Here is a 19605-nt window from a genome sequence, read left to right on the forward strand (position 1 = left end):
GAGTTATCCCGCCGAAACGAGATGACGTTCGGACTGCTTTCCAAAATGGCCAGTCCTTCTGCTTTCAATGTCAAACCGAACTGCCCTGTGGGGCTGCTCCAAGAGCCTCCACGGTACATGTAGTCTCCCAGTTCCGCTTTGATGGAATCGGTTTTAGTTTTGAGATCCCTGGACAGGACCGGATAGTCGTTCGCGGTGGCTGGGGGAAGCGCTGACTTTGAAGCCACAATGGCCACACGCACCGCTCCTTCCTCCATTGCGATCTTCTTCATCTCTGCGAGCTCGCTCGGGTCCACATTCGAGGCGTTGACGGATATGCAGGCTGTAGCCTGCGCGAGCAGAACGACCCATTGGTTCAATTTCATGGGATCTCCCTTGAAATAATGACGCTCTCATCAGCCGCAGCGTGCGGGGGGCGAAGCAGCAGCGCACTTTGCTCCGAAGGGACTGAGCAAGCAAGGAATTCTTTGCGACGCGACTGGGAGTCGTCCGGCAATCGCACTGACCAGGCGCGTACTTCACTGGCCGTCCGGGGCCTCCTGGAGACTCTTCCTGCGCACGGGGTTGGATGGCGCGTCTGGACTTGACTGCCAGGGTGCAATGTGTTCGCTTACCCTTCAGTTCCCGGTGCTGGATGCAGAAAAATCCACTTTGCTTTCCTCCTGAAATTCACTATGGTTTCGCCCGGCGGGGCGAACCGCAAGTGAGTTCTTTCCGTCGCTGTCGCCACAGCTCTGATCCCAGATCGAAGGCCGTGGCGTTGGCGTCCAAACAGGGGCGTGGTAGCTAACATGGGCCTGTTTACGGGTTACTCATCATGTTTTTTGGCGATGAGCGACTCCGGCTGCGCCTGAATGGTGTCCAGGCGGCGCATCAGTTCCGCTGTCAGCTGCTGGCGTGCCGAATCCGCCGCGGAGGTCGCGGCGAGCAGCCGCTCCAGCTCCAGGTTCCGTTGGGTGGCCTGGTGCAGCTCTGTGTGCAGGCGGGCAAGGTCATGCTCCCGGCCCTGGGCCTTGGCGGACATTTCCTCCAATTGCTGGGACATGCCCGCGAAGCCCTCGGCAGCCTGCTGTGCCGCCAGCAACTGCGCCTGTAGTTGCTGAAACTGCGACTTGAGCTGCGCCAGTTCGCGCGCGAGCGCTTGGTTCTGCAGGTGGTCGTTGCGCATCTGCTGCTGGTTGGCCGAGACGGCCGCACTGGCCTTGGTCAGTTCCGTCTGCAGGTACTGCAACTGGTGCTCGTGCTGGCGTAGCTCGCGCTCGCGCTGCTCCTTGGACGCTTCGCGGAAGTGCTCCAGCGCCTCCCTGGCGTGGGTGTGCTTTTCTTCCAAGGACTGGCTGTGTGCTTGGGCACTCTCAAGCCGGGTCTGCAGCTGGGTCGTTTGCTCGACCAGTTGGGCCTGCTCGATCGCCTTGGCGGCCAACTGCCTGCCGGCGTGCTCGAGGGATTCGCGTTCCCTGGCCAACTCAAGCTGGGCCTGTTCCAGCTGCCGCCTGGCCGCGGCCGTTTCGCTCTTGGAGGTCTCCAGGCTGGCCTTGTACTGCGCCTCCTTGGCGTTGAACTCCTCCATCAGTGCAACGACCCGTGCATTGGCATCGAACTCCAACCTGGTGGACAGGCGGCCTACCAATTCGGCGAGCTCATCGCTGATGCTGATTTTTGGTGCCGTGGCGGCGGCTTCCTCGTCTTCGATTTCCTTGAGGTATCTGTGGATGGTCACCTTGGAGCCGGTATTGCCCAGCTCGACGCGCACCGAATCGATGGACGGGTACTTCCCCTGGCTGATCAGCCTATCCCTGGCTCGTAACACCTCAGACTTGTAGATTCCCGCTCTGGCCATGACTTCCTCCGATTTTTTCGTACCGTATTACATACCATGATATTACATACCATTCAGTGCGGTAGGAATGGGATAATTTCTAGAAAATTCAGAGCAGTTAATAAGGGTTTATCTGTCCTGATGCCGATGAGAGACACGAAAATGCTGGGGCTCAACATGTATTGGCTCGGGTGGGGTATTTTTGAGATGGCCAGGGGTGCTGAGCAACCGCGGGTCGGGGCTGCGGTAGTGTTTGTTGTCGAAACATGAGTGAGCCAAGTTCAGGTCGTCAATGGCCAAAGCTCGTGAACTAGCGGTACAGCAGTTTGTGGCGGATCTGATCGACCAGTTGTGCTTACTCCACACTGAGAAGGCACTGGAGGAGAACGGCACGCAGCGATCTTCTCGGAGGCAACGAAGGCGCGGCCTATGGCCGCGCCATGCACTGCATCTGATCCCCGCGCCGTTTTTACTTAGACAGTACGCATGGGCAACTTGGAAGACCGGGCGCGACTTGATCCGTACCCGCCAAATCGGCCCGCTTAAGCGAACTCAATCCCCTTGGCCGCCAGCCCCACCAGATCAATCCGCACCGCGTTGAGCTCCAGATTCGCCGCCATCACCGTCAGCTCACTGCCCGACACCCCGCCCGACATCAGGTCCAGCAGCGGCTTGAGCTCGGCCTGCGTGCCCGCACGGCCCACCACATTCGTCCACAGCGTCTGCGCAATCTGCGTGGGGGTGCTCACCCCCAGCAGCTGCAGCCCCAGCCCTGCAATGGTCTGGCTGGTGGTGCCGGCATCCAGCAGGCGGATCACCTCGCCCACCACGCCCTTGTTGGTGAGCAGGGCCGGGCCGCCCAGGGCACCCAGCAGCTTGGCCGCTTCGCCCGCATGGCCGTTCAGGTCCAAGGCCAGCTTGGTGTCATTGAACGTGACCCGCTCCACCCGCGTCACATCCAGCATCGCCCCATCGGTCAGGCGCTGCAAGGTGAAGGTGCCATTGTTCTGGGATTGCACATAGGTCTGCCCCAGGGTGGCCGGGATGACCACGGTGTCGATGCCTGCCCCTCCATCCACATACCGCGCCAGGCCCAAGGTCGGGGTGATGGTGTTGTTGCCTGCATCGCCGGTCACGGTGATATCGCGCACGGCATCCACGCGAACCGCTCCCGCTGCACCCATGCCTTCCAGCAACTGCGCCGGCGTCTTGCCCGCACTCTGCTCGGGGAAGACCTGGGCGAACAGCGTCGCCACTTCCAGCGCCGTCTTGCCCGTCAGGCTCTGGATGATGGCCCCCTCGCCCTGGTTCAGATCGCGGCCAATCCACTTCTGGAACAGATAGGCCCCGGCTTCCTCGGCGGCGCTGTGCGCCACCGTCAGGCTCGGCCCCGTCGCAAACCGCACCTGCTCGACATCCACCAGCCAGTCGGAGACGCCCGAAGCGGTGTGCGTGAGCTTGATGCCTGCGCCGTCCAGGGTCACGGTGTAGTCCGTCTTCTGCCCTTCCTGGATGGCCACGTCAAAGCCCGTGCCGCCATTGAGTTTGTCGCTGCCCGTGCCACCGGAGAGCAGGTCATTGCCCGCATCACCAAACACGATGTCGTCGCCCGCATCGCCATAGACCTGGTCATCGCCGCCCTCGCTGCCCACCACATCGTTGCCGCCACCGCCGTGGATGATGTCGTCATCGGGCCCGAGCACGATCCACTGGGCGCCGCTGTCGCCGCTGGCCATGTTCTGGCCGGCGCCGCCGATGACACGCACATTGCCAACGACCGCCACGAACTCGATGTTGTCCACCTGGATCACCGAACCTGCAGGCAGGCCGCGCGCGTCGATGATCACCGCCTGCTTGCCATCGGCAGGGTTGGCGCTGCCGTTGATGACGAGCGGCACGCTGGGGTTGAAGCCCACCCCAGCCGTAGGCTTCAAGATCTGCACCGACAGCGGCTCATTGGGCCCCAGGGTGGCATAGAACACCTGGCCGGCGTTGGTCAGCTCGGGGTTGTTGCCGGTGACCCGCTCGATGCGGAACCCCAGTTCGGCCAGGGCGGCAGAGCCTGTGGACGTGCCAGACAGGCCTTCGGCCGACAGCCCCACCCCGGTGGGTACGCTGACGGAGACGATGGAATGGCCATCGGCTGCCTTGACGATGGGGATGTCGGCCAGCGGGGTGGGTGTGCCTGCGGTATCGGGCCGGGTGGGCAGCACCACCGGCACGGTGATGATGGTGGAGCCTGCAGGGCCCGACTCGGTGGTGACCGGCACGCCATCGATGGTGGTGGCCGGTGGGGTGCCGCCGCCTGAATCGACCGCAATGGCGGTGCTGACCACCGTGGTGGTGTTGTTCAGCACCGCCGACGCAATGCCGTCATTGACGCTGATCGTGAACGTGGTGGTCTCGGTCGCCCCCGGAGCTACGCGACCCACTGCCGGTTTGAACACCAGGGCGCGAAGCGCTGCCTGGATGGCGGCGGGAGTGCCTGCCGCATGGGTGTACGTGAGCCCGCCATCGGCGGTGGAGAAGCCCGAGGCCGTGAGCGAGGCCGCAGTGAACGCCCCCTTGGCGGCCATGTCCAGCGTGATGGTGACCGTCTCGGAGGCCCCCACGTCCGGGTCGGTAATGGTGATGCCGGCGAACGGCGAGATCGTTGCGTTGTCGTTGACGGCTTGCCCCGTCACGACCCCACTCACCGCAGGCGCCACGTTGTTGCCAGAGGCCGTGATCGAATTGCCAAACAGGTCGGCGATCACCACGGCCGTGGCCGCACCCGTGTTCCAGTCCTCCAGCATGCCAAGGTTGTAGGTGGTGGTGTCGGTGGAGCTGGTGCCGTCCTTGTTCAGCTTCAGCGCCAACTGGGCCTTGTCGGTGACGCTCATGGTCATGGTGAAGCTGGTGTTGGACGTGATGTCCACATTGGGCGTATTGGTCAACGTGTAGTTGATCGCCCCCTGGCCCAGAAAGCGAACGCGGTTGGCCGTGATGTCATTGTTCGCCCCGGTCAGCGAGAGGAAGTTGTTGCCCGTGACCACCAGCACGCCGGTGGCCACGTTGTAGGTGGCCGAGGTGACTGTGGGGGCCACCACATTGGTCACCGTGACACCATTGCCAGTCGGGTCGGCCACCATCACGGCGGCATCCGGGCCTGCGGCCCAGTCCTCTGCGGCAACCAGGTTGTACGTATTGACGCTGGTGGAGCTGGTGCCGTTCTTGTTCATGATCAGGTTGGCACCCAGGCGGTCAGCGGCGCTCAGGGTCAGCGTGAAGCTGGTGCCACTGGTGATCTCCACATTGCTGGTGGTGGTCAGCGTGTAGCTGGCGCCCCCTTCGCCCTGCAGGCTCAGCTTGTTGGCCACGATGTCGTTGTTGGCACCGAAGAGGCTCGTGAACCCGGTACCGGTGACCGTCAGCACGCCGGTGTTGGCGTTGTAGACGGAGCTGGTGATGGTCGGGACAGCCACGTTGCTCACCGTGATGGGCGAGGTGGCATCGGCGATGTTGCCGCCGGTGACCGGGCTGTTCCAGTCGTCGGCGGCGGCCAGGTTGTAGGAGGTGCCGCTGGTGGCGGTGGTGCCATTCTTGTTGAACAGCGCCTCCACAGCCGCCTGGTCGGCACCGGCCAGGGTCACGGCAAAGCTGGTGCCCGAGAGCACTTCGACATTGCCCGTTGTGCTCAGCGTGCGCGTGGCACCGCCTTCGCCGGTGATGGTCAGGGTGCTGACCGTGACGTCGTTGGTCGCCCCCAGGGTCTGGACCAGGTTGGTGCCGGTGACGGTGAGCACGTGCGTGGTCACGTCGTAGGTGGCCGAAGTGATCGTAGGGGCACTGACATTCGACACCGTCACCGCATTGCCGGTGAGGTCGGCGCCCGAGGCGGTGGTCACATCCCAGCTGGCCGCAGCGGCCAGGTTGAAGGCGGTGGCGTCGGCGGCGGTGGTACCAGTCTTGTTCAGCAGGCCGCCCACGGCCAGCTTGTCTGCGGCGTTCAGGGTGACCGAAAACGCCGTGGCGCTGGCAGCGGTGACGTTGGCAGTGGTGAGGGTGTAGGAGCCCCCGCCCTGACCGACGACCGACAGCTTGCTCACATCAATGGTGTCGCCACCGACGAGGTTGACGGCCGATACCGAGAGGATGCCGGTGGCGGCATCGTAGGCGGACGAGAGGATGCTCGGAGCGGCATTGGCGACGGTGATGCCGTTGCCGGTGAGGTCGGCGATGTTGCCGCCGGTGATGACGCTGTTCCAGTCGTCGGCAGCAGCGATGTTGTAGGTGGTGGCGCTGCTGGCCGAAGAAGTACCGTTCTTGTTGAGCAGCGAGGCGACGCCGGCGATGTCTGCTCCCGTGAGGGTGACGGTGAAGCTGGTGGCCGAGGTGACCTCCACATTGCCCGTGGTGGACAGGGTGTAGGTGGCACCGCCCTCGCCGGTGATGGTGAGCTTGTTGACGGTGACGTCGTTGGTGGCGCCGATGGGCTTGACCAGGCCGGTGCCGGTGACCACCAGGGTGTTGGTGGTGCCGTCGTAGGTGGCGCTGGTGATGGTAGGGGAGCTGACGTTGGCGACCGTCACAGCGTTGCCGGTGAGGTCGGCGCTGGAGGTGGTGGTCTGGTTCCAGTTGGCGGCAGCGGCCAGGTTGAACACCGTGGTGTCCACGGCAGAGGTGCCGTTGGTGTTCAGGATGCCATTGATGGCCAGCTTGTCTGCGGCATTCAGGGTGACCGAGAACGCCGTGGAGCTGCTGGCCGTGACGTTGGCCGTGGTCAGGGTGTAGCTGCCGGCCTGGCCGGTGAGGGACAGTTTGGACACATCAATGGTGTCGCCCCCCACGATGTTCAGGGCCGAGACCGAGAGGATGCCGGTGGCGGCATCGTAGGTGGCACTGGCAATGCTGGGCGCGGCGTTGGATACCGTGATGCCGTTGCCCGTGAGGTCGGCAATGCTGCCACCGGTGATGACACTGTTCCAATCGTCGGCCGCCGCCAGGTTGTAGGTGGTGGCACCTGCCGAAGAAGTACCGTTCTTGTTGAGCAGGGCATCGACCGCCGCGATATCGGCACCCGCCACGGTGAAGGTGAAGCTGGTGGCGGATGTGACTTCCACATTGCCGGTGGTGGACAGGGTGCGCGTGGCGCCACCCTCTCCGATGATCGTTAGCTTGTTGATCGTGACATCGTTGGTGGCGCCGATGGTCCTGACCAAATTGGTACCAGTGACGGAGAAGACGTGGGTCGTACCGTCATAGGTGGCGCTGGTGATGGTAGGAGCGGCCACATTGGAGACCGTGACGCCGTTGGCCGTGAGGTCGGCCGACGCCGAGGTGGTGACTTCCCAGTTGGCTGCGGCGGCCAGGTTGAACACCGTGGTGTCCACCGCCGTAGTGCCGTTGGTGTTCAGGATGCCATTGATGGCCAGTTTGTCTGCGGCGCTCAGGGTGACCGAGAAGGCCGTGGTGCTGCCGGCCGTGACGTTGGCCGTGGTCAGGGTGTAGCTGCCCGCCTGGCCTGTGAGGCTGAGCTTGCTGACATCGATGGTGCCGCCGTTGGTGAAGTTGGCGCCCGTGACCGACAGGATGCCGGTGGCGGCATCGTAGGTGGCGCTGGAGACGGAGGCAGGGGCGTTGGAGACCGTGATGCCGTTGCCAGTCAAATCCTGGATGTTGCCGCCGGTGACCACGCTGTTCCAGTCGTCGGCGGCTGCCAGGTTGTAGGTGGTGCTGCTGGCGGAGGAGGTACCGTTCTTGTTGAGCAGGGCATCGACCGCGGCGATGTCGGCACCAGCTAGCGTGAAGGTGAAGCTGGTGGCCGAGGTGACTTCCACATTGCCTGTGGTAGACAGCGTGCGCGTGGCACCGCCTTCGCCGGTGATGGTCAGTGCGCTGATGGTGACGTCGTTGGTGGCGCCGATGGTACTGACAAGATTGGTACCCGTGACGGTGAAGACGTGGGTGGCGCCGTTGTAGGTGGCGCTGGTGATGGTGGGGGCGGCGACGTTGGAAACGGTCACTCCGTTGCCGGTCAGGTCGGCGGTGGCGCTGGCCTGCCAGCCTGCGGCCGCAGCCAGATTGAAGGTGGTGCCGCCAGCGGCAGACGTGCCGTTGTTGTTCAATAGGCCGTTGACAGCCAGCTTGTCCGCAGCATTGAGTGTGACGGAGAAGGCGGTGGTGCTGCTTGCGGTGGTGTTGCTGGTGGTCAGGGTGTACGTGCTGCCGCCCTGGCCTGTCAGGGTAAGGTTTCCGACGACGACGTTGCCGCCATTGGTAAGGTCGGCTCCGGTTACGGAGAGAGTGCCGTTGGCTGCGTCGTAGGTGGCGCTGGTTATCGTCGGGAAGTTGGCGACTGTGACCCCTACCTTTTGCGTTGTGGAAATCCCTGCGGCGCCTGGTGCGCTTCCGTTTGAAGCTGCACCACCGGCGCCTGCCGCTCCAGTGTTCCCCGTGGCGAGGGAAGCATTGGTCACACTGTCTATAGTTGCGGTACCGCCGTTGTTCCAGATGCCACCAACACCATTTCCGCCTGCGCCCCCGTTTTTCCCGGCGTACCCAGCTTGCGTGCTACCCCCACCGCCACCGCCACCAGCGCCAATATTGTTGGAAATGGAGCTGCCTGTGATAGTCAGCGTGCCAGTGTTGTATATGCCTCCAACAGCGCTGCCCCCGGCGCCCCCGGCGCCCTCGACCCCGGCACCACCGCCACCACCACCAATCGACAGTGCCCCTCCCGCGTTCGCGGTGCCACCGGCGCCCCCGATACTAAATCCTAAATTAGAGTAGGTTCCCCCCACCCCGCCAGAGGTTGATCCGCCCCTGCCTCCCACCGTCGAATACGCGCCACTGGTGGGCGCGCCATTGCCGCCGACACCGGCACCGCCAGCCGCTCCTGGTATCGTATTTTTATAGGTCGAGCCGCCACTTCCGCCGGCATTGCTCCCATATCCACCGCCGCCGCCGCCGCCGCCGCCATATGCGGTAGTCCTGCCGCCTGCGCCGCCACCAGCCGCAGCCTTGTTGTTTGTTATCGTGCTGTTGGCAATGGTCAAAACGCCGTGGTTGTAAATTCCAGCGCCCAGTGCGTCCGCTCCAGCGCCGCCAATGTCGTTGAAATCAGGTCCTCCAAGACCGGCTTTACCCCCATCGCCGGAAACCTTGCCATTGGTGATGGTGAGGTTGTTGATAGCTACCGAAGAACCCGCCCCGGAAGTCGTGACATCCAATACCCGCGCGAAATTGCCGCCGCTGAGCGTGAACCCGCCGCCCACGATCGACATCTGTTGCCCATCGTTAACGCTGATGGCGATCGCATCGGCTGAGCTGGCAAACGTGATGTTGCCTGTCAGGGTGATGACATCGGCCGCGCCATCGACGCTGCCCGAGGCGATGGCCGCCTTGAGCTGCGCCACGGTGCTGACGCTGGCCGTGTGCAGGCTGTAGTCATAGTCGGCCAGTGCCTGCACGTCCACTGCTGCGGGTGCTTCGATGGTCCCCGTGGTGACCTCGAGAACCCAGTCTCCCCCACGTGCTGAACCTGCGGTGGCGTCGTCCGAAGCAGCCACGTCGGCACCAGTGGCCACAGACAGTGCCTGAACGAACTGTGCGCCGGCCTCACCGGCCCCCACGTCGCAGCCATACAGCAGCAGGTCGCCATCGGGCCCCAGGGCATTGCCAATGGCCTTCAGGTCTGCCTGGTGCTGATCCAGGTTGCCGGCAAACAGCGGCCCGTTGCCCAGCAGCAGCACACCCTTGTCGCCATGCGATACCACGCTGATGGAAGCCAGGCCGTGCTCTCCCTCCAGTGCCTTGGCCATCTGCGCGACCCCACTCTCGGCGCTGTTGAGGACCACCACCTTCACGCCCGGTCGGGTGGCCCCGATGATGGACTCCAGGTCGGGCACACGGCTATCGACAAAGACGATTTCGCGGGCGGCAGTCTCGGCGTTGGGAAGTGTGGAAGTCATGGTGCAATTTTTTTATGAATGGGCCAGGCCTGCTGTGGTCGCCATAGGCTGACGCCACACAGTGCACTGAAGGGGAGAAGATTGGGGGTCAAGAAGTGGGTTGTGAGCCGACCAGCACAGTCCTGCGAGGTACTCGCAACGCTCAGCTGTCTAGCACGCGCGGATGCAAAGGCAACACGAGGGATGTGTGGCCATCATGGCAAGAGACTCTTGAGCAACGTCTGTCTGACGAGGCTCTTCCCCAGGCGCAATCGGTCATGAAGTCGCCGCACTGCTGAAAATGCGTACTGGAGGAGTTCATCGCGGTAACGTCAACAGGAGGCCAGCAGTTTTTTGTGATTATTCACAGAAACTAAGGGAAAGGCCTGCCCCAGTCAATGAAAAAATGACGGCACTTGGTGGGCGGGCAACAACGCGCAACCACACCGCTGAAATGTCGGGCTGCACGGGTCGAGTGCCGCGGATTGTTGATGAGTAAATTGCGGTAGAAGGCCATCAGTGAACGTCCCCCCAGACTCTTTCTGGGGCGGCTGTTGATTTCATTGGATGTCGCGTCGAGCGGCTTCTGGCTGTACATGCTTGGGTCCGTCCCTTTGGGCAGGTTCTGGAACATGAGGCCGTTCATATTCCCGTTTGCTGTGGGCGTGGCGTGAGGTGTCGATCAGCCCCTTGCGCAGCTCGCTCACAGGTATGGCATGGTGGCGTGCTTAATCAAAGGCAATCTGGGCGCAAGTTTCCCCGCTTGCGCGGGGAGACTACAGTCAAGCTAGGAAATCGCCTGCGACGATGGAGCCCGCGCCGATCAGCTTAATGATGAAGTCGGTCGAGTCCACCGTGCCCACCGAACCGCCATTGTTCTGGAATGCGTACGTACCCGCAGCTGTGCCGCCCGATACTGTCACGATGTAGGCCTGGGTGTTGGCCGCCAGTGCCACACCCGCCCCCGGCCCAAGCCGGATCGATAGATCTGCTCCGAATGGGAACGCTGACCCAGAACGTCCGCCCGCCATTCACGGCCGACAAACAGTCCCTCGTTGAACAAATCTTCCAGAGCCCTGGTCAGCCCAGTGCCATGCTGCACGAGGAGCTTGAGGCAGTGATACTCGGGAGGTTGTCCATCATCGGGACTCCACGTACGCGGCTCCCCTGCTAATCCGGAAAGGTAGACGCCGCTTGTGAGCTGACATGTACGTCAGCGCACAGACGCTGAAATGCCCAGCGCGGCACGATTGTCTGAACTATCCCAGTCTTGCAAACACCCGCCTAGACTCGTTCTATGACCGCTTTTCACGAGCCTACAAGTCGGCTGCATCGCCTTCTACTAGCCTGGGCCTGTGGATGAGCGGTGCCACACTTGAGGCCAATTCGCATTGGGGGCTTTGTGACGCCCGCAGAGCACCTGCGGGCAAACCTGGAGCGTTATATCGCGGTGAAAGCAATGGCCAGCACCGCCCCGCTGGCGCCGCTCCTCTGACGGTGACCGCAGCGCTCCCGGCTCGGCGATCAACTGTTCCCGCCATTGGCATCACGGCGTCAATGCGCCTATCTGTGGCAGATCGGCTGCTGGCCACGCTATGCAAACCGGAAAACCCATCGCATCTTTGCGCGGCCACAGGCCTCGACGCATCTGCGTTGGCGCTAGCAGCACCTCTATTCCAACCCACAACCTAAGAATTACCATGAGTACACAACTGTACACACCCTCCCCTCTATTTGAGTTGGGCTAGCGCGTGGCGACGCGATTGTGGAGCGACAGCTGCCTCCCTGTCCGCAGTCTCAACGGCGGCCGATCTGCTAGGGGTGGGTTCCCGGGTCAATCGACCCGAGGCCATTTGTCAGATCGGCGATGTTTTAATTCAAAAACTGCTAACGCCCAACCTGGCTGCAGCCAAGCGCTTTCACGGCAACGCGCTCAGCTGGGCACTCCTTGAATGCAAGCTCGGCACGGCTGCTTATGTCCTGATAGCCGAAGTATGAAGTGCAAATCACTCTCGGCGAGACTCGGAATCGCATTCGGCATGCAGCACCTAATCGTGGCGTTGTATAGCTGGCTCTGCGTGCCCCGGCTAATCAAGGTCGAGCCCTGCGACATCTTCAGGGACTGAGGGACATCCATGACAAGACCACCCCGCGTAGCAGGCAAGCCGTTCAGTGCAAAGATGCAGTTCCTTACCCAGAGCTTCAGCCGTTTCCTGCGGCGGCGGCGCGCGCTTGCTCATTTCGGCCGGCGGCCCATGCTTGGCGCTCTGGCTCATGGCCAGGCGCCGGCAGCCTCGGTGCCGCTCGCGACAGCGCTACTGCGCGACGCCGCCGAGCCACCCGCTGACGCGCTGCGCCGACTGATCTCCTCATCGCAGGGTCTGTCGCCCCCGGAGGCCGCGCAGCGTCTGGCACGCGACGGCCCCAACGAGGTAGACCACGAGAAGCCACTGCCCGGTTGGCTGCGGCTGTGGCACTGCTACACCAACCCCTTCAACCTGCTGCTGACGGTGCTGGCCGGGCTGTCCTGGTTGAGCGCGGACGCCGGGGCCACCCTGATCATCGGCCTGATGGTCGGCTTGAGCACCCTGCTTCGCTTCGTGCAGGAAGGCCGCGCACACCAGTCCGCCGACGGTCTGCGCTCGCTGGTGGGCAACACCGCCACCGTTCTGCGCCCCGCGCCAGACGCACCTCTACGGCAAGAAATACCCGTGCGCCAGTTGGTCGCGGGCGATGTGGTCGCGCTGTCCGCCGGCGACATGGTGCCTGCCGACTGTCGCCTGATCACCGCACGCGACCTGTTCGTGGCGCAGTCGGCCATGACGGGCGAGTCCGCGCCGGTGGAGAAATACGCCGACCCGGCCGGAACGGTAGCCGCGCCGCTGGAGGCGCGCAACCTTGTATTCATGGGCACCAGCGTGGTCTCGGGTACGGCCACCGCACTAGTGCTGGCCACTGGCCCCCGCAGCTACTTCGGCACACTGGCTGCGCGCGCGCAGGCGGTTGAGACGGTGCCCAACGCCTTCCAAGCCGGCGTGAACAGTGTGAGCTGGCTGCTGATCCGCTTCGCCGCGGTTATGGTGCCCGTCGTCTTCGTGCTCAACGGCTGGACCAAGGGCGACTGGCTGCAGGCCTTTCTATTCGCGGTGTCGGTTGCGGTCGGCCTTACACCCGAAATGTTACCGATGATCGTGACCAGCACATTGGCCAAGGGTGCGATGCTCCTGTCGCGCAGGAAAGTGGTGGTCAAACGGTTGGACGCGATCCAGAACTTCGGTGCGATGGATGTCCTCTGTACAGACAAAACCGGGACACTGACGCAGGACAGGATTGCCGTCGCGCGCAAGACCGATGCCTTCGGCCAAGCGTCGGCAGCGGTATTGAACTTCGCCTTTCTTAACAGCTACTACCAGACGGGCCTGAAGAACCTGCTGGACCATGCCGTGCTCGCCCATGTGGACCTCGCGGTGGAACTCCGGTTGAAAGAGGCCTATAGCAAGGTCGACGAGATCCCTTTCGATTTCGTACGCCGGCGCATGTCGGTAGTAGTGTGCGAGCGCGATTTGCATGGAGAACACCACGAACTCATCTGCAAGGGCGCGCTTGAGGAAGTGCTTGCGATCTGCACCCAAGTGCGTGCATCAGCTGGCCCGGACGGTAGGGACTCCATCGATGCGCCACTCGACGCTGCGGCACTCAAAAGGGTGCTGGCCTACACACAGGAACTTGGCACCGAGGGCCTGCGCGTGGTCGCCGTGGCGATGAAAGAACTGCCGCCCGCACAGGTTACCTACGCAGTGGCCGACGAGGCTGGCCTGACGCTGGTGGGTGTAATCGCTTTTGTCGACCCGCCCAAGGAGTCGGCCGCACCGGCACTGAAGGCGCTGGCGGCACACGGCATTCGCGTTAAGGTTCTAAGCGGCGACAACGCGGCCGTCACCGCCCACGTCTGCGCCCAGGTCGGGCTGCCGGCCGCGCCGCTGCTTCTAGGCGCAGAGGTCGAAGCCATGGACGACGTAGCGCTACAGGCAGCTGCAGAGGTGCACGACGTCTTCGCTAAGCTCGCGCCGCTGCACAAGGAGCGCATCGTGCGGGCGCTGCGCGCGCGCGGCCACGTCGTCGGATTCATGGGCGACGGCATCAACGATGCGCCGGCCTTGCGCGCGGCCGATATTGGCATCTCAGTGGACACGGCTGTGGACATCGCCAAGGAGGCGGCAGATATCATCCTGCTGGAGAAGAGCCTATTGGTGCTGGACCAAGGTGTGATCGAGGGGCGTACCACCTTTTGTAACATGCTCAAGTACATCCGCATGACGGCCAGCTCGAACTTCGGCAATGTGCTGTCGGTGCTGGTAGCCAGCGCCTTCCTGCCCTTTTTGCCGATGCTGCCTCTGCAACTGCTAGTACAGAACTTACTGTACGACGTGTCGCAGACCGGTATCCCGTTCGACAAAGTCGATGCGGAGTTGGTGGCCCAACCGCTGAAATGGAATCCATCCGACATCGGTCGCTTCATGCTGTTCTTCGGCCCGCTGTCATCGGTGTTCGACATCATGACTTTCGCCGTCATGTGGTGGGCTTTCGCCGCGGACAGTGTTGCGCGCCAAGGCCTGTTTCAGTCCGGCTGGTTCGTCGTGGGCATGCTGACGCAGACACTGGTTGTGCACTTGATCCGCACACCCCGCCTGCCCTTCGTGCAGAGCTGGGCATCGGCCCCGCTGCTGACGATGACTGGGGCCATCGCCGTGCTGGCACTGTGGCTACCCATGGGTCCATTGGCGTCCTACTTCAAATTCGAGGCATTACCGTTGGCGTATTTCGGATGGCTGGCTGGCATTCTGGCGGGCTACTTTGTTCTAACGACACTCATGAAGCGCTACTACATTCGACGCTTCGGCTGGCAGTAAGTCGTGCACACAGTACTTCGGCATCGCGCGGCGAATTTAGTCAACGTCCTCTGGCAGGAGGTGACCCGCGCTGCGACGCCGCGTGGGGCGTCCCGGCGTGAATAAATTGCTGTCTGGCGCCGACCGTAGGCCCGCCTCGGTTCGTCGAAGAGCTCGGTTGACGCGCTGCGGAGCCCATGGTGGCGCGCTCATGTTCAACGCCAGGCATGGTGAACGCCGAGGGCCGGGGCGTCGCAGCGACCAGCGGAGTTACACGAGGCGCGCCATGGCGCTGCTCAGGCATACGCAAGGCCGCGCGTTCGTGCGATACCTGATCGGCGATGGGGTCGGGATGCTCGCTAGCCTGAAATTGTCGTTCGGCGCCCGTCGGTCGCGCAGTAAAGCGCTCAGTCTTGCCATTGAAACTCAATCGCCCAGCCCTCCCACCTTGTGCGAGAGGGACACTGTAGACATGGCGTACACGGGTCGCACCAATGTTACTGACGGCACGGTTGTACCAAAAGCTGCCTTGGTCCCAGCGCCCACCTTGGTAACCCCAGCCTGTGTAACCGTAGCCGTAGTTCAGGCCCCCGTAGAAGCCCACTTCGCTGCCCCAGTAGCCGGGGTACCAGATGTAGCCACCGTTATCGAAGCTCCAGTAGCCCGGAGTCCATAGGTCTCCCTCGTTTGGCGCCAGCACCCAGGTGCCGGGCACCCAGTAATAATCGCTGTCGGTCTGATTCCAGGCCCAGTAGCCAGGCGCCCAGATGTAGCCGTCGCCCGGAACAGGTGGCTGCGCGTATATAGGCAATGGGGGTGGCGCGTTGCCGATGGGCAAGAACATCTGAGACAAGGCGGCAACCGGGGACAGCAACGCCGCGGCTAGCGCAACGCGCGCTAATGCGGATTGAAAGGGGTACTCTGATGGAAGAGTCATGTCTCGAATCCGTGCGATGTACATTGTCAACGCGCTCCCTTGTGATCTTTCTGCCCGGTGTTGTTGTGCCTTCCGCGTACCTCGGCCGTCTCCGCCTTCTCGCGGAGTCTTTCGGCCTCGACTTTGCGCGCTGGCTGCACCAGTCCAGGTTTTGGAATTGGTCGCTTGATGGGCTGAGTCATCGTCATCTCCTAAGAAGTGAAATGCCAGCCTACCCCGCGCCTGATATCTGTTCTGTTCGACAACACACGCTGGAGGCGTAAAGATAGCGGCGCGTGGGGCGCTCTCGGCGATGCCGCGCAGAGGCATCGCCAGCATCAGGGAAAATGAATTGAACCCGGGCCAGGGCTGAGCCTTCCGGGCAGCCTATCAGGCGCTTCATCAATGACCGCTGGCGGTGACAGACCAGACAGCATTACCCACATCGTCTGCGATCAATAGCGCTCCGTCGGCGGATTGCGCGAGCCCAACGGGCGCGCCGAACAGGTGCTTTTCGTCCGCCGACGCAAAGTCAGTGACCACAGGTATCTTCTGCCCAGTCGGTCGGCCATCCACGAAATGGACATAACTCACCTCGTAGCCGCTCAATGGAGACCGGTCCCAACTACCGTGCTCGCTAACGAATGCGCCGCCCCTGTACATGGCCGGTAGATTTGCGCCGGTGTAGAAAAGCAGGCCCAGTGGTGCAACGTGCGATGTCAAGGCAAAGTCTGGCTGAATGGCCTTCTGAACAAGGTCAGGCCGCTCTGGCTTCACCCGCTTATCGACATGTTGCCCGAAGTAGCTGTAGGGCCAGCCGTAGAAGCCACCGTCCTTCACCGCAGTCATGTAGTCGGGCACGAGATCGGCGCCGATCTCGTCACGCTCGTTGACAATTACCCAGAGCTTGCCGCTCTGTGGCTCCCACTGAAGCCCCGTCGGGTTGCGAAGTCCGGAGGCGAAGACCCGGCTAGCCCCAGTGGTGACATCGACTTCTAGAATGACTGCGCGGCGGTACTCCACGGCCAGGCCGTTTTCGGTAATGTTGCTGTTCGAGCCGACGCCGACGTAGAGCTTCTTTCCGTCAGGGCTTGCCAACATTGACTTGGTCCAGTGGTGATTGATCGTGCTCGGCAGGTCGGCGAGTTCGATTCCCGGCTCGGCGATGCTGGTGGCGCCCGAGGCATAGGCGTAACTCATGATCTTGTCGGTGTTCGCCACGTACAGCCTCTGTCCAATCAGCTGTACCCCGAACGGCGAGTGCAGGTGCTCCAGGAACACGTGTTGTTCCCACTTGCTGGGATCTGAAGTCTTGCGCAACAGTGTGATTCTGTTGCCTCCCTTAGCGGCTTTTCCGGACTGGCTTTTAACCATGCCAGCAATGAGTTGCTTGGGCGTAGTCACCGGCTCGGTGCTGGGCCCGTTGGACTCGACGACCAGCACATCGCCGTTGGGCAGTGTCAATAGCTGGCGCGGGTGCTGCAGGCCGTCGGCGATCTTTTCGATCTTGAGGCCACTGGCTGCCGTCGGGCGCGCGTCTCCCTGCCAACCGACACCGGTGGGGACCTGCATCGGCGGCAAGAGGAAGTTTTTTGCCGCTGGCAGAACAGGTTGGTTCCCAATCTGCTTCTGCGGATCGATCACCGCCCGCTCCCCACATGCGCTTAGCGCCACGACGAGGACCGTAGGTAATAACGCAGTCCATTGATTGCTGTTCATGCCGGTACCTTATTGTCATCGTTCGCTTGCTTCAGAGTCACCAGTACGTTGCTGCAAATCAGGAGCCCTACCGTCAGTATCGAAAGCCATACGCCTTGCGGAACGGCAGCATAGGCGTCCCGGCTGTGCACCAAGGCATTGACCATGGCCGCCACAACCGCAAGCAGGTACAGGCAAAATGCAGCCCTGTCGCGGGCCGTGCTGGGCTTGGCACGGGGAAACCAGACACGAACAAGATTGATGAGGCGCGGCACAACCCCGAAGAACAGTCCTATGCAGATCAACCAGGCAGCCGACTTGATCCACAGCAGATCCGCGCTCTTCGTGTAAATTATGTCGAATATCAATCCAGCAACGAAGAAGCCGAAAGGAATAGGATTGAGCAGGTCGAACACGACTGCCACCAGGGTGGAAGTTCGATGCTGATTTTCAGGTTTCATATGGGACTCGTTGCAAGGATGTGAGGGAAAATAGCTTGGTCGGTGGAGGCACCTCGAGTGGTGCCAGCGTCAAAACCATTGGCCAGACTTGCATGACGTTCTAGAGAAATTAATCCGTGGGAAAGCGTCGCTAGCGCCGGGGCCGGTTCAAGGCTGCGCTGAGCCGGAAGGCAGCCAGTCTTTCCCTCTCACCGGTCAATACGCGATATCTTGGTGCCTTCAATACTGAGGCTTGCCATAAGACCTTCCTGGTCGAAGACGAAGGCATAGGCATTTCTCTTGAGGGTGGACGTGGACAGGTTCTTGGCGACACCTTCGTTGACGACGACAACGCTGGGGTCGACACCAAGCTCCCAACCCTTGGTCATGTTCAGGTAACGCACCGCCTTGTCGCTCATGAGAAAGACGATGTAGCCGTAGGACTCCGCACCAGCCTGCCATCCCCACGACGCTGAGACCGAGTTGTAGAACCCGCTCAACCTGGCGCCTTTCATCAGGACACCCTCTCCGTAGCTCCCGCCAAAGACAAGTCCTGCCTTGGTGATTTTGGGGAAAATGAGGATCGCCTTAGCCTTCTTGCCAACGGATTGCGCTGCAGGATTAGTCTCGTACAGCCTTTTTAGCGCCTGCTTGGAGTCGGCGTTTAGGTCTTCTGCGGTGGCGGAATTTGCATTTCCAGCGAAACCCGCCATCAAACCAGTCACCAAGCCAGTGAGGATTAACCGCTTGAGACAGCCTCTAATGTTGACTAATGCCTGACCCGCCAAAAAGTATCTAGCTACTAAGTCACAGCACGACCGAGATGGAGAATGCGTCATCAAATGGTTCCTTGAGAGATCGTTTGTTGGAAGTCGGCAAGCTGTCAACGCTGACCTGAATCACCGGGTTTTCGCAAATGCGGACCGAAGCAAACGTAAGACTAGGCCGAACGCACTTTGCCTGCTGTACGCAAGCGCACTTAACTACCTAGATTTTAAAAATATGGGTGAATTTCCAGACCACTCGGCTCGGACCGTTCGGCAACGAACAGACGCAGCCCTTGTGGCGACACAAGATGACTGGTGACTCTCGCGGATCAATCGCCAAAAGCGATGAACGCAAGTGCCACGTAATCCTCAACTAAGCCAACTTCAGGAATCAAAGATGAAAACCGATACACAACTGCAACAGGACGTTATGGCAGAGCTCAAGTGGGAACCTACATTGAACGCTTCACAGATCGGTGTCGCGGCCAAGGATGGCGTGATCACGCTGACCGGCACGGTTGATGGCTATGCCAAGAAGTCCGAAGCGGAAGACGCCGTGAAGCGGGTCGCAGGCGTAACGGCCGTGGTGGAAAAGATCGAAATCAAGTACCCCAACAATTGGGCCAAAAAGGACGACAACGACATTGCCGCCGAAATCGTCAACGCACTCAAATGGAACTGGGAGGTCCCTTCCAGCAAGGTGAAGGCGAAAGTCGAAAAGGGATGGGTTACTCTGGAAGGCGAGCTGTCTTGGAAATTCCAAAGTGACGCCGCAGTCAAGGCCGTCAAGAGTCTGGAAGGCGTTGCCGGAGTTTCGAACAACATCAAGATCAAGTCCCCAACGGACGATGCGATTGAAAAAGCAGATATCGAAAGCGCTCTGGGGCGCAATTGGTCAGTGTCAGACCAGGATATCCAAGTCAAGGTCTCTGGGCACAAGGCCACATTGACCGGGACGGTTGACTCCTGGTACCAAAAGGACGAGGCAAGTCGTATCGCCTGGAATGCGCCTGGTGTGTGGAACGTAGCGAACGAACTGCTTGTCGAGTACGAGTGAGATAGATCGCAGTAGGGTCAGTATCGCTGAACCGAATGCCTAGTCACTTTTGGTGTCGGGCTTTTGGGCTCAGCTATGGCAGCAATTT

The 19605-nt window shown here is 61.6% G+C and carries 10 protein-coding genes; 2 read left to right on the top strand and 8 right to left on the bottom strand.

The genetic code is table 11. The annotated features are described in order from the left end of the window. From QYL93_RS30000 to QYL93_RS30020, 4 genes are all read right to left on the bottom strand, one after another. On the bottom strand, nucleotides 1–365 hold a 365-nt coding region (locus tag QYL93_RS30000; protein WP_305747103.1), incomplete at its 3' end, for a hypothetical protein. A 443-nt stretch (nucleotides 366–808) separates the two neighbouring features. Further along, nucleotides 809–1840: a DNA-binding protein gene (locus QYL93_RS30005; RefSeq protein ID WP_305747104.1), complete on the bottom strand. Its 1032-nt coding sequence runs from the start codon at nucleotides 1838–1840 to the stop codon at nucleotides 809–811. Between the two features lie 521 nt (nucleotides 1841–2361). Beyond that, nucleotides 2362–9771 carry a DUF4347 domain-containing protein gene (locus QYL93_RS30010; RefSeq protein WP_305747105.1) on the bottom strand — a complete coding sequence of 2470 codons (7410 nt, stop codon included), beginning with the start codon at nucleotides 9769–9771 and terminating at the stop codon, nucleotides 2362–2364. Between the two features lie 761 nt (nucleotides 9772–10532). Next, the gene (locus QYL93_RS30020) at nucleotides 10533–10673 is read right to left on the bottom strand and encodes a hypothetical protein (protein WP_305747106.1); all 141 of its coding nucleotides are present in this window, start codon (nucleotides 10671–10673) and stop codon (nucleotides 10533–10535) included. A gap of 1257 nt (nucleotides 10674–11930) precedes the next feature. On the opposite strand from QYL93_RS30020, the gene mgtA reads away from it, so the two are divergent. Next, nucleotides 11931–14660 carry a magnesium-translocating P-type ATPase gene (gene mgtA / locus QYL93_RS30025; protein ID WP_305747124.1) on the top strand — a complete coding sequence of 910 codons (2730 nt, stop codon included), beginning with the start codon at nucleotides 11931–11933 and terminating at the stop codon, nucleotides 14658–14660. A gap of 40 nt (nucleotides 14661–14700) precedes the next feature. On the opposite strand, the gene QYL93_RS30030 is transcribed toward mgtA, so the two are convergent. The 4 genes from QYL93_RS30030 to QYL93_RS30045 all read right to left on the bottom strand — a co-directional run bounded on the left by QYL93_RS30030 (nucleotide 14701) and on the right by QYL93_RS30045 (nucleotide 18532). Continuing rightward, nucleotides 14701–15894, bottom strand: a complete 1194-nt coding sequence (locus QYL93_RS30030) for a YXWGXW repeat-containing protein (protein WP_370877078.1) — start codon at nucleotides 15892–15894, stop codon at nucleotides 14701–14703. Nucleotides 15895–15957: 63 nt separating this feature from the next. Then, entirely contained in the window at nucleotides 15958–17274 is a 1317-nt protein-coding gene (locus QYL93_RS30035) for a sorbosone dehydrogenase family protein (RefSeq protein WP_305747107.1), read from the bottom strand. Beyond that, nucleotides 17271–17714 (bottom strand): DUF2231 domain-containing protein, encoded by a 444-nt coding sequence (locus tag QYL93_RS30040; RefSeq protein WP_305747108.1) that lies wholly within the window; start codon nucleotides 17712–17714, stop codon nucleotides 17271–17273. The genes QYL93_RS30035 and QYL93_RS30040 overlap by 4 nt, the downstream gene beginning before the upstream one ends. 188 nt (nucleotides 17715–17902) lie before the next feature. Further along, nucleotides 17903–18532 (bottom strand): lipid-binding SYLF domain-containing protein, encoded by a 630-nt coding sequence (locus QYL93_RS30045; protein ID WP_305747109.1) that lies wholly within the window; start codon nucleotides 18530–18532, stop codon nucleotides 17903–17905. A 325-nt stretch (nucleotides 18533–18857) separates the two neighbouring features. On the opposite strand from QYL93_RS30045, the gene QYL93_RS30050 reads away from it, so the two are divergent. Then, nucleotides 18858–19517, top strand: coding sequence for a BON domain-containing protein (locus QYL93_RS30050; RefSeq protein WP_305747110.1), 660 nt, complete (start codon nucleotides 18858–18860; stop codon nucleotides 19515–19517). Nucleotides 19518–19605: the final 88 nt, after the last annotated feature.

The organism is Acidovorax sp. A1169 (assembly GCF_030704685.1).
In the GTDB taxonomy this organism is placed as follows: domain Bacteria; phylum Pseudomonadota; class Gammaproteobacteria; order Burkholderiales; family Burkholderiaceae_C; genus Acidovorax.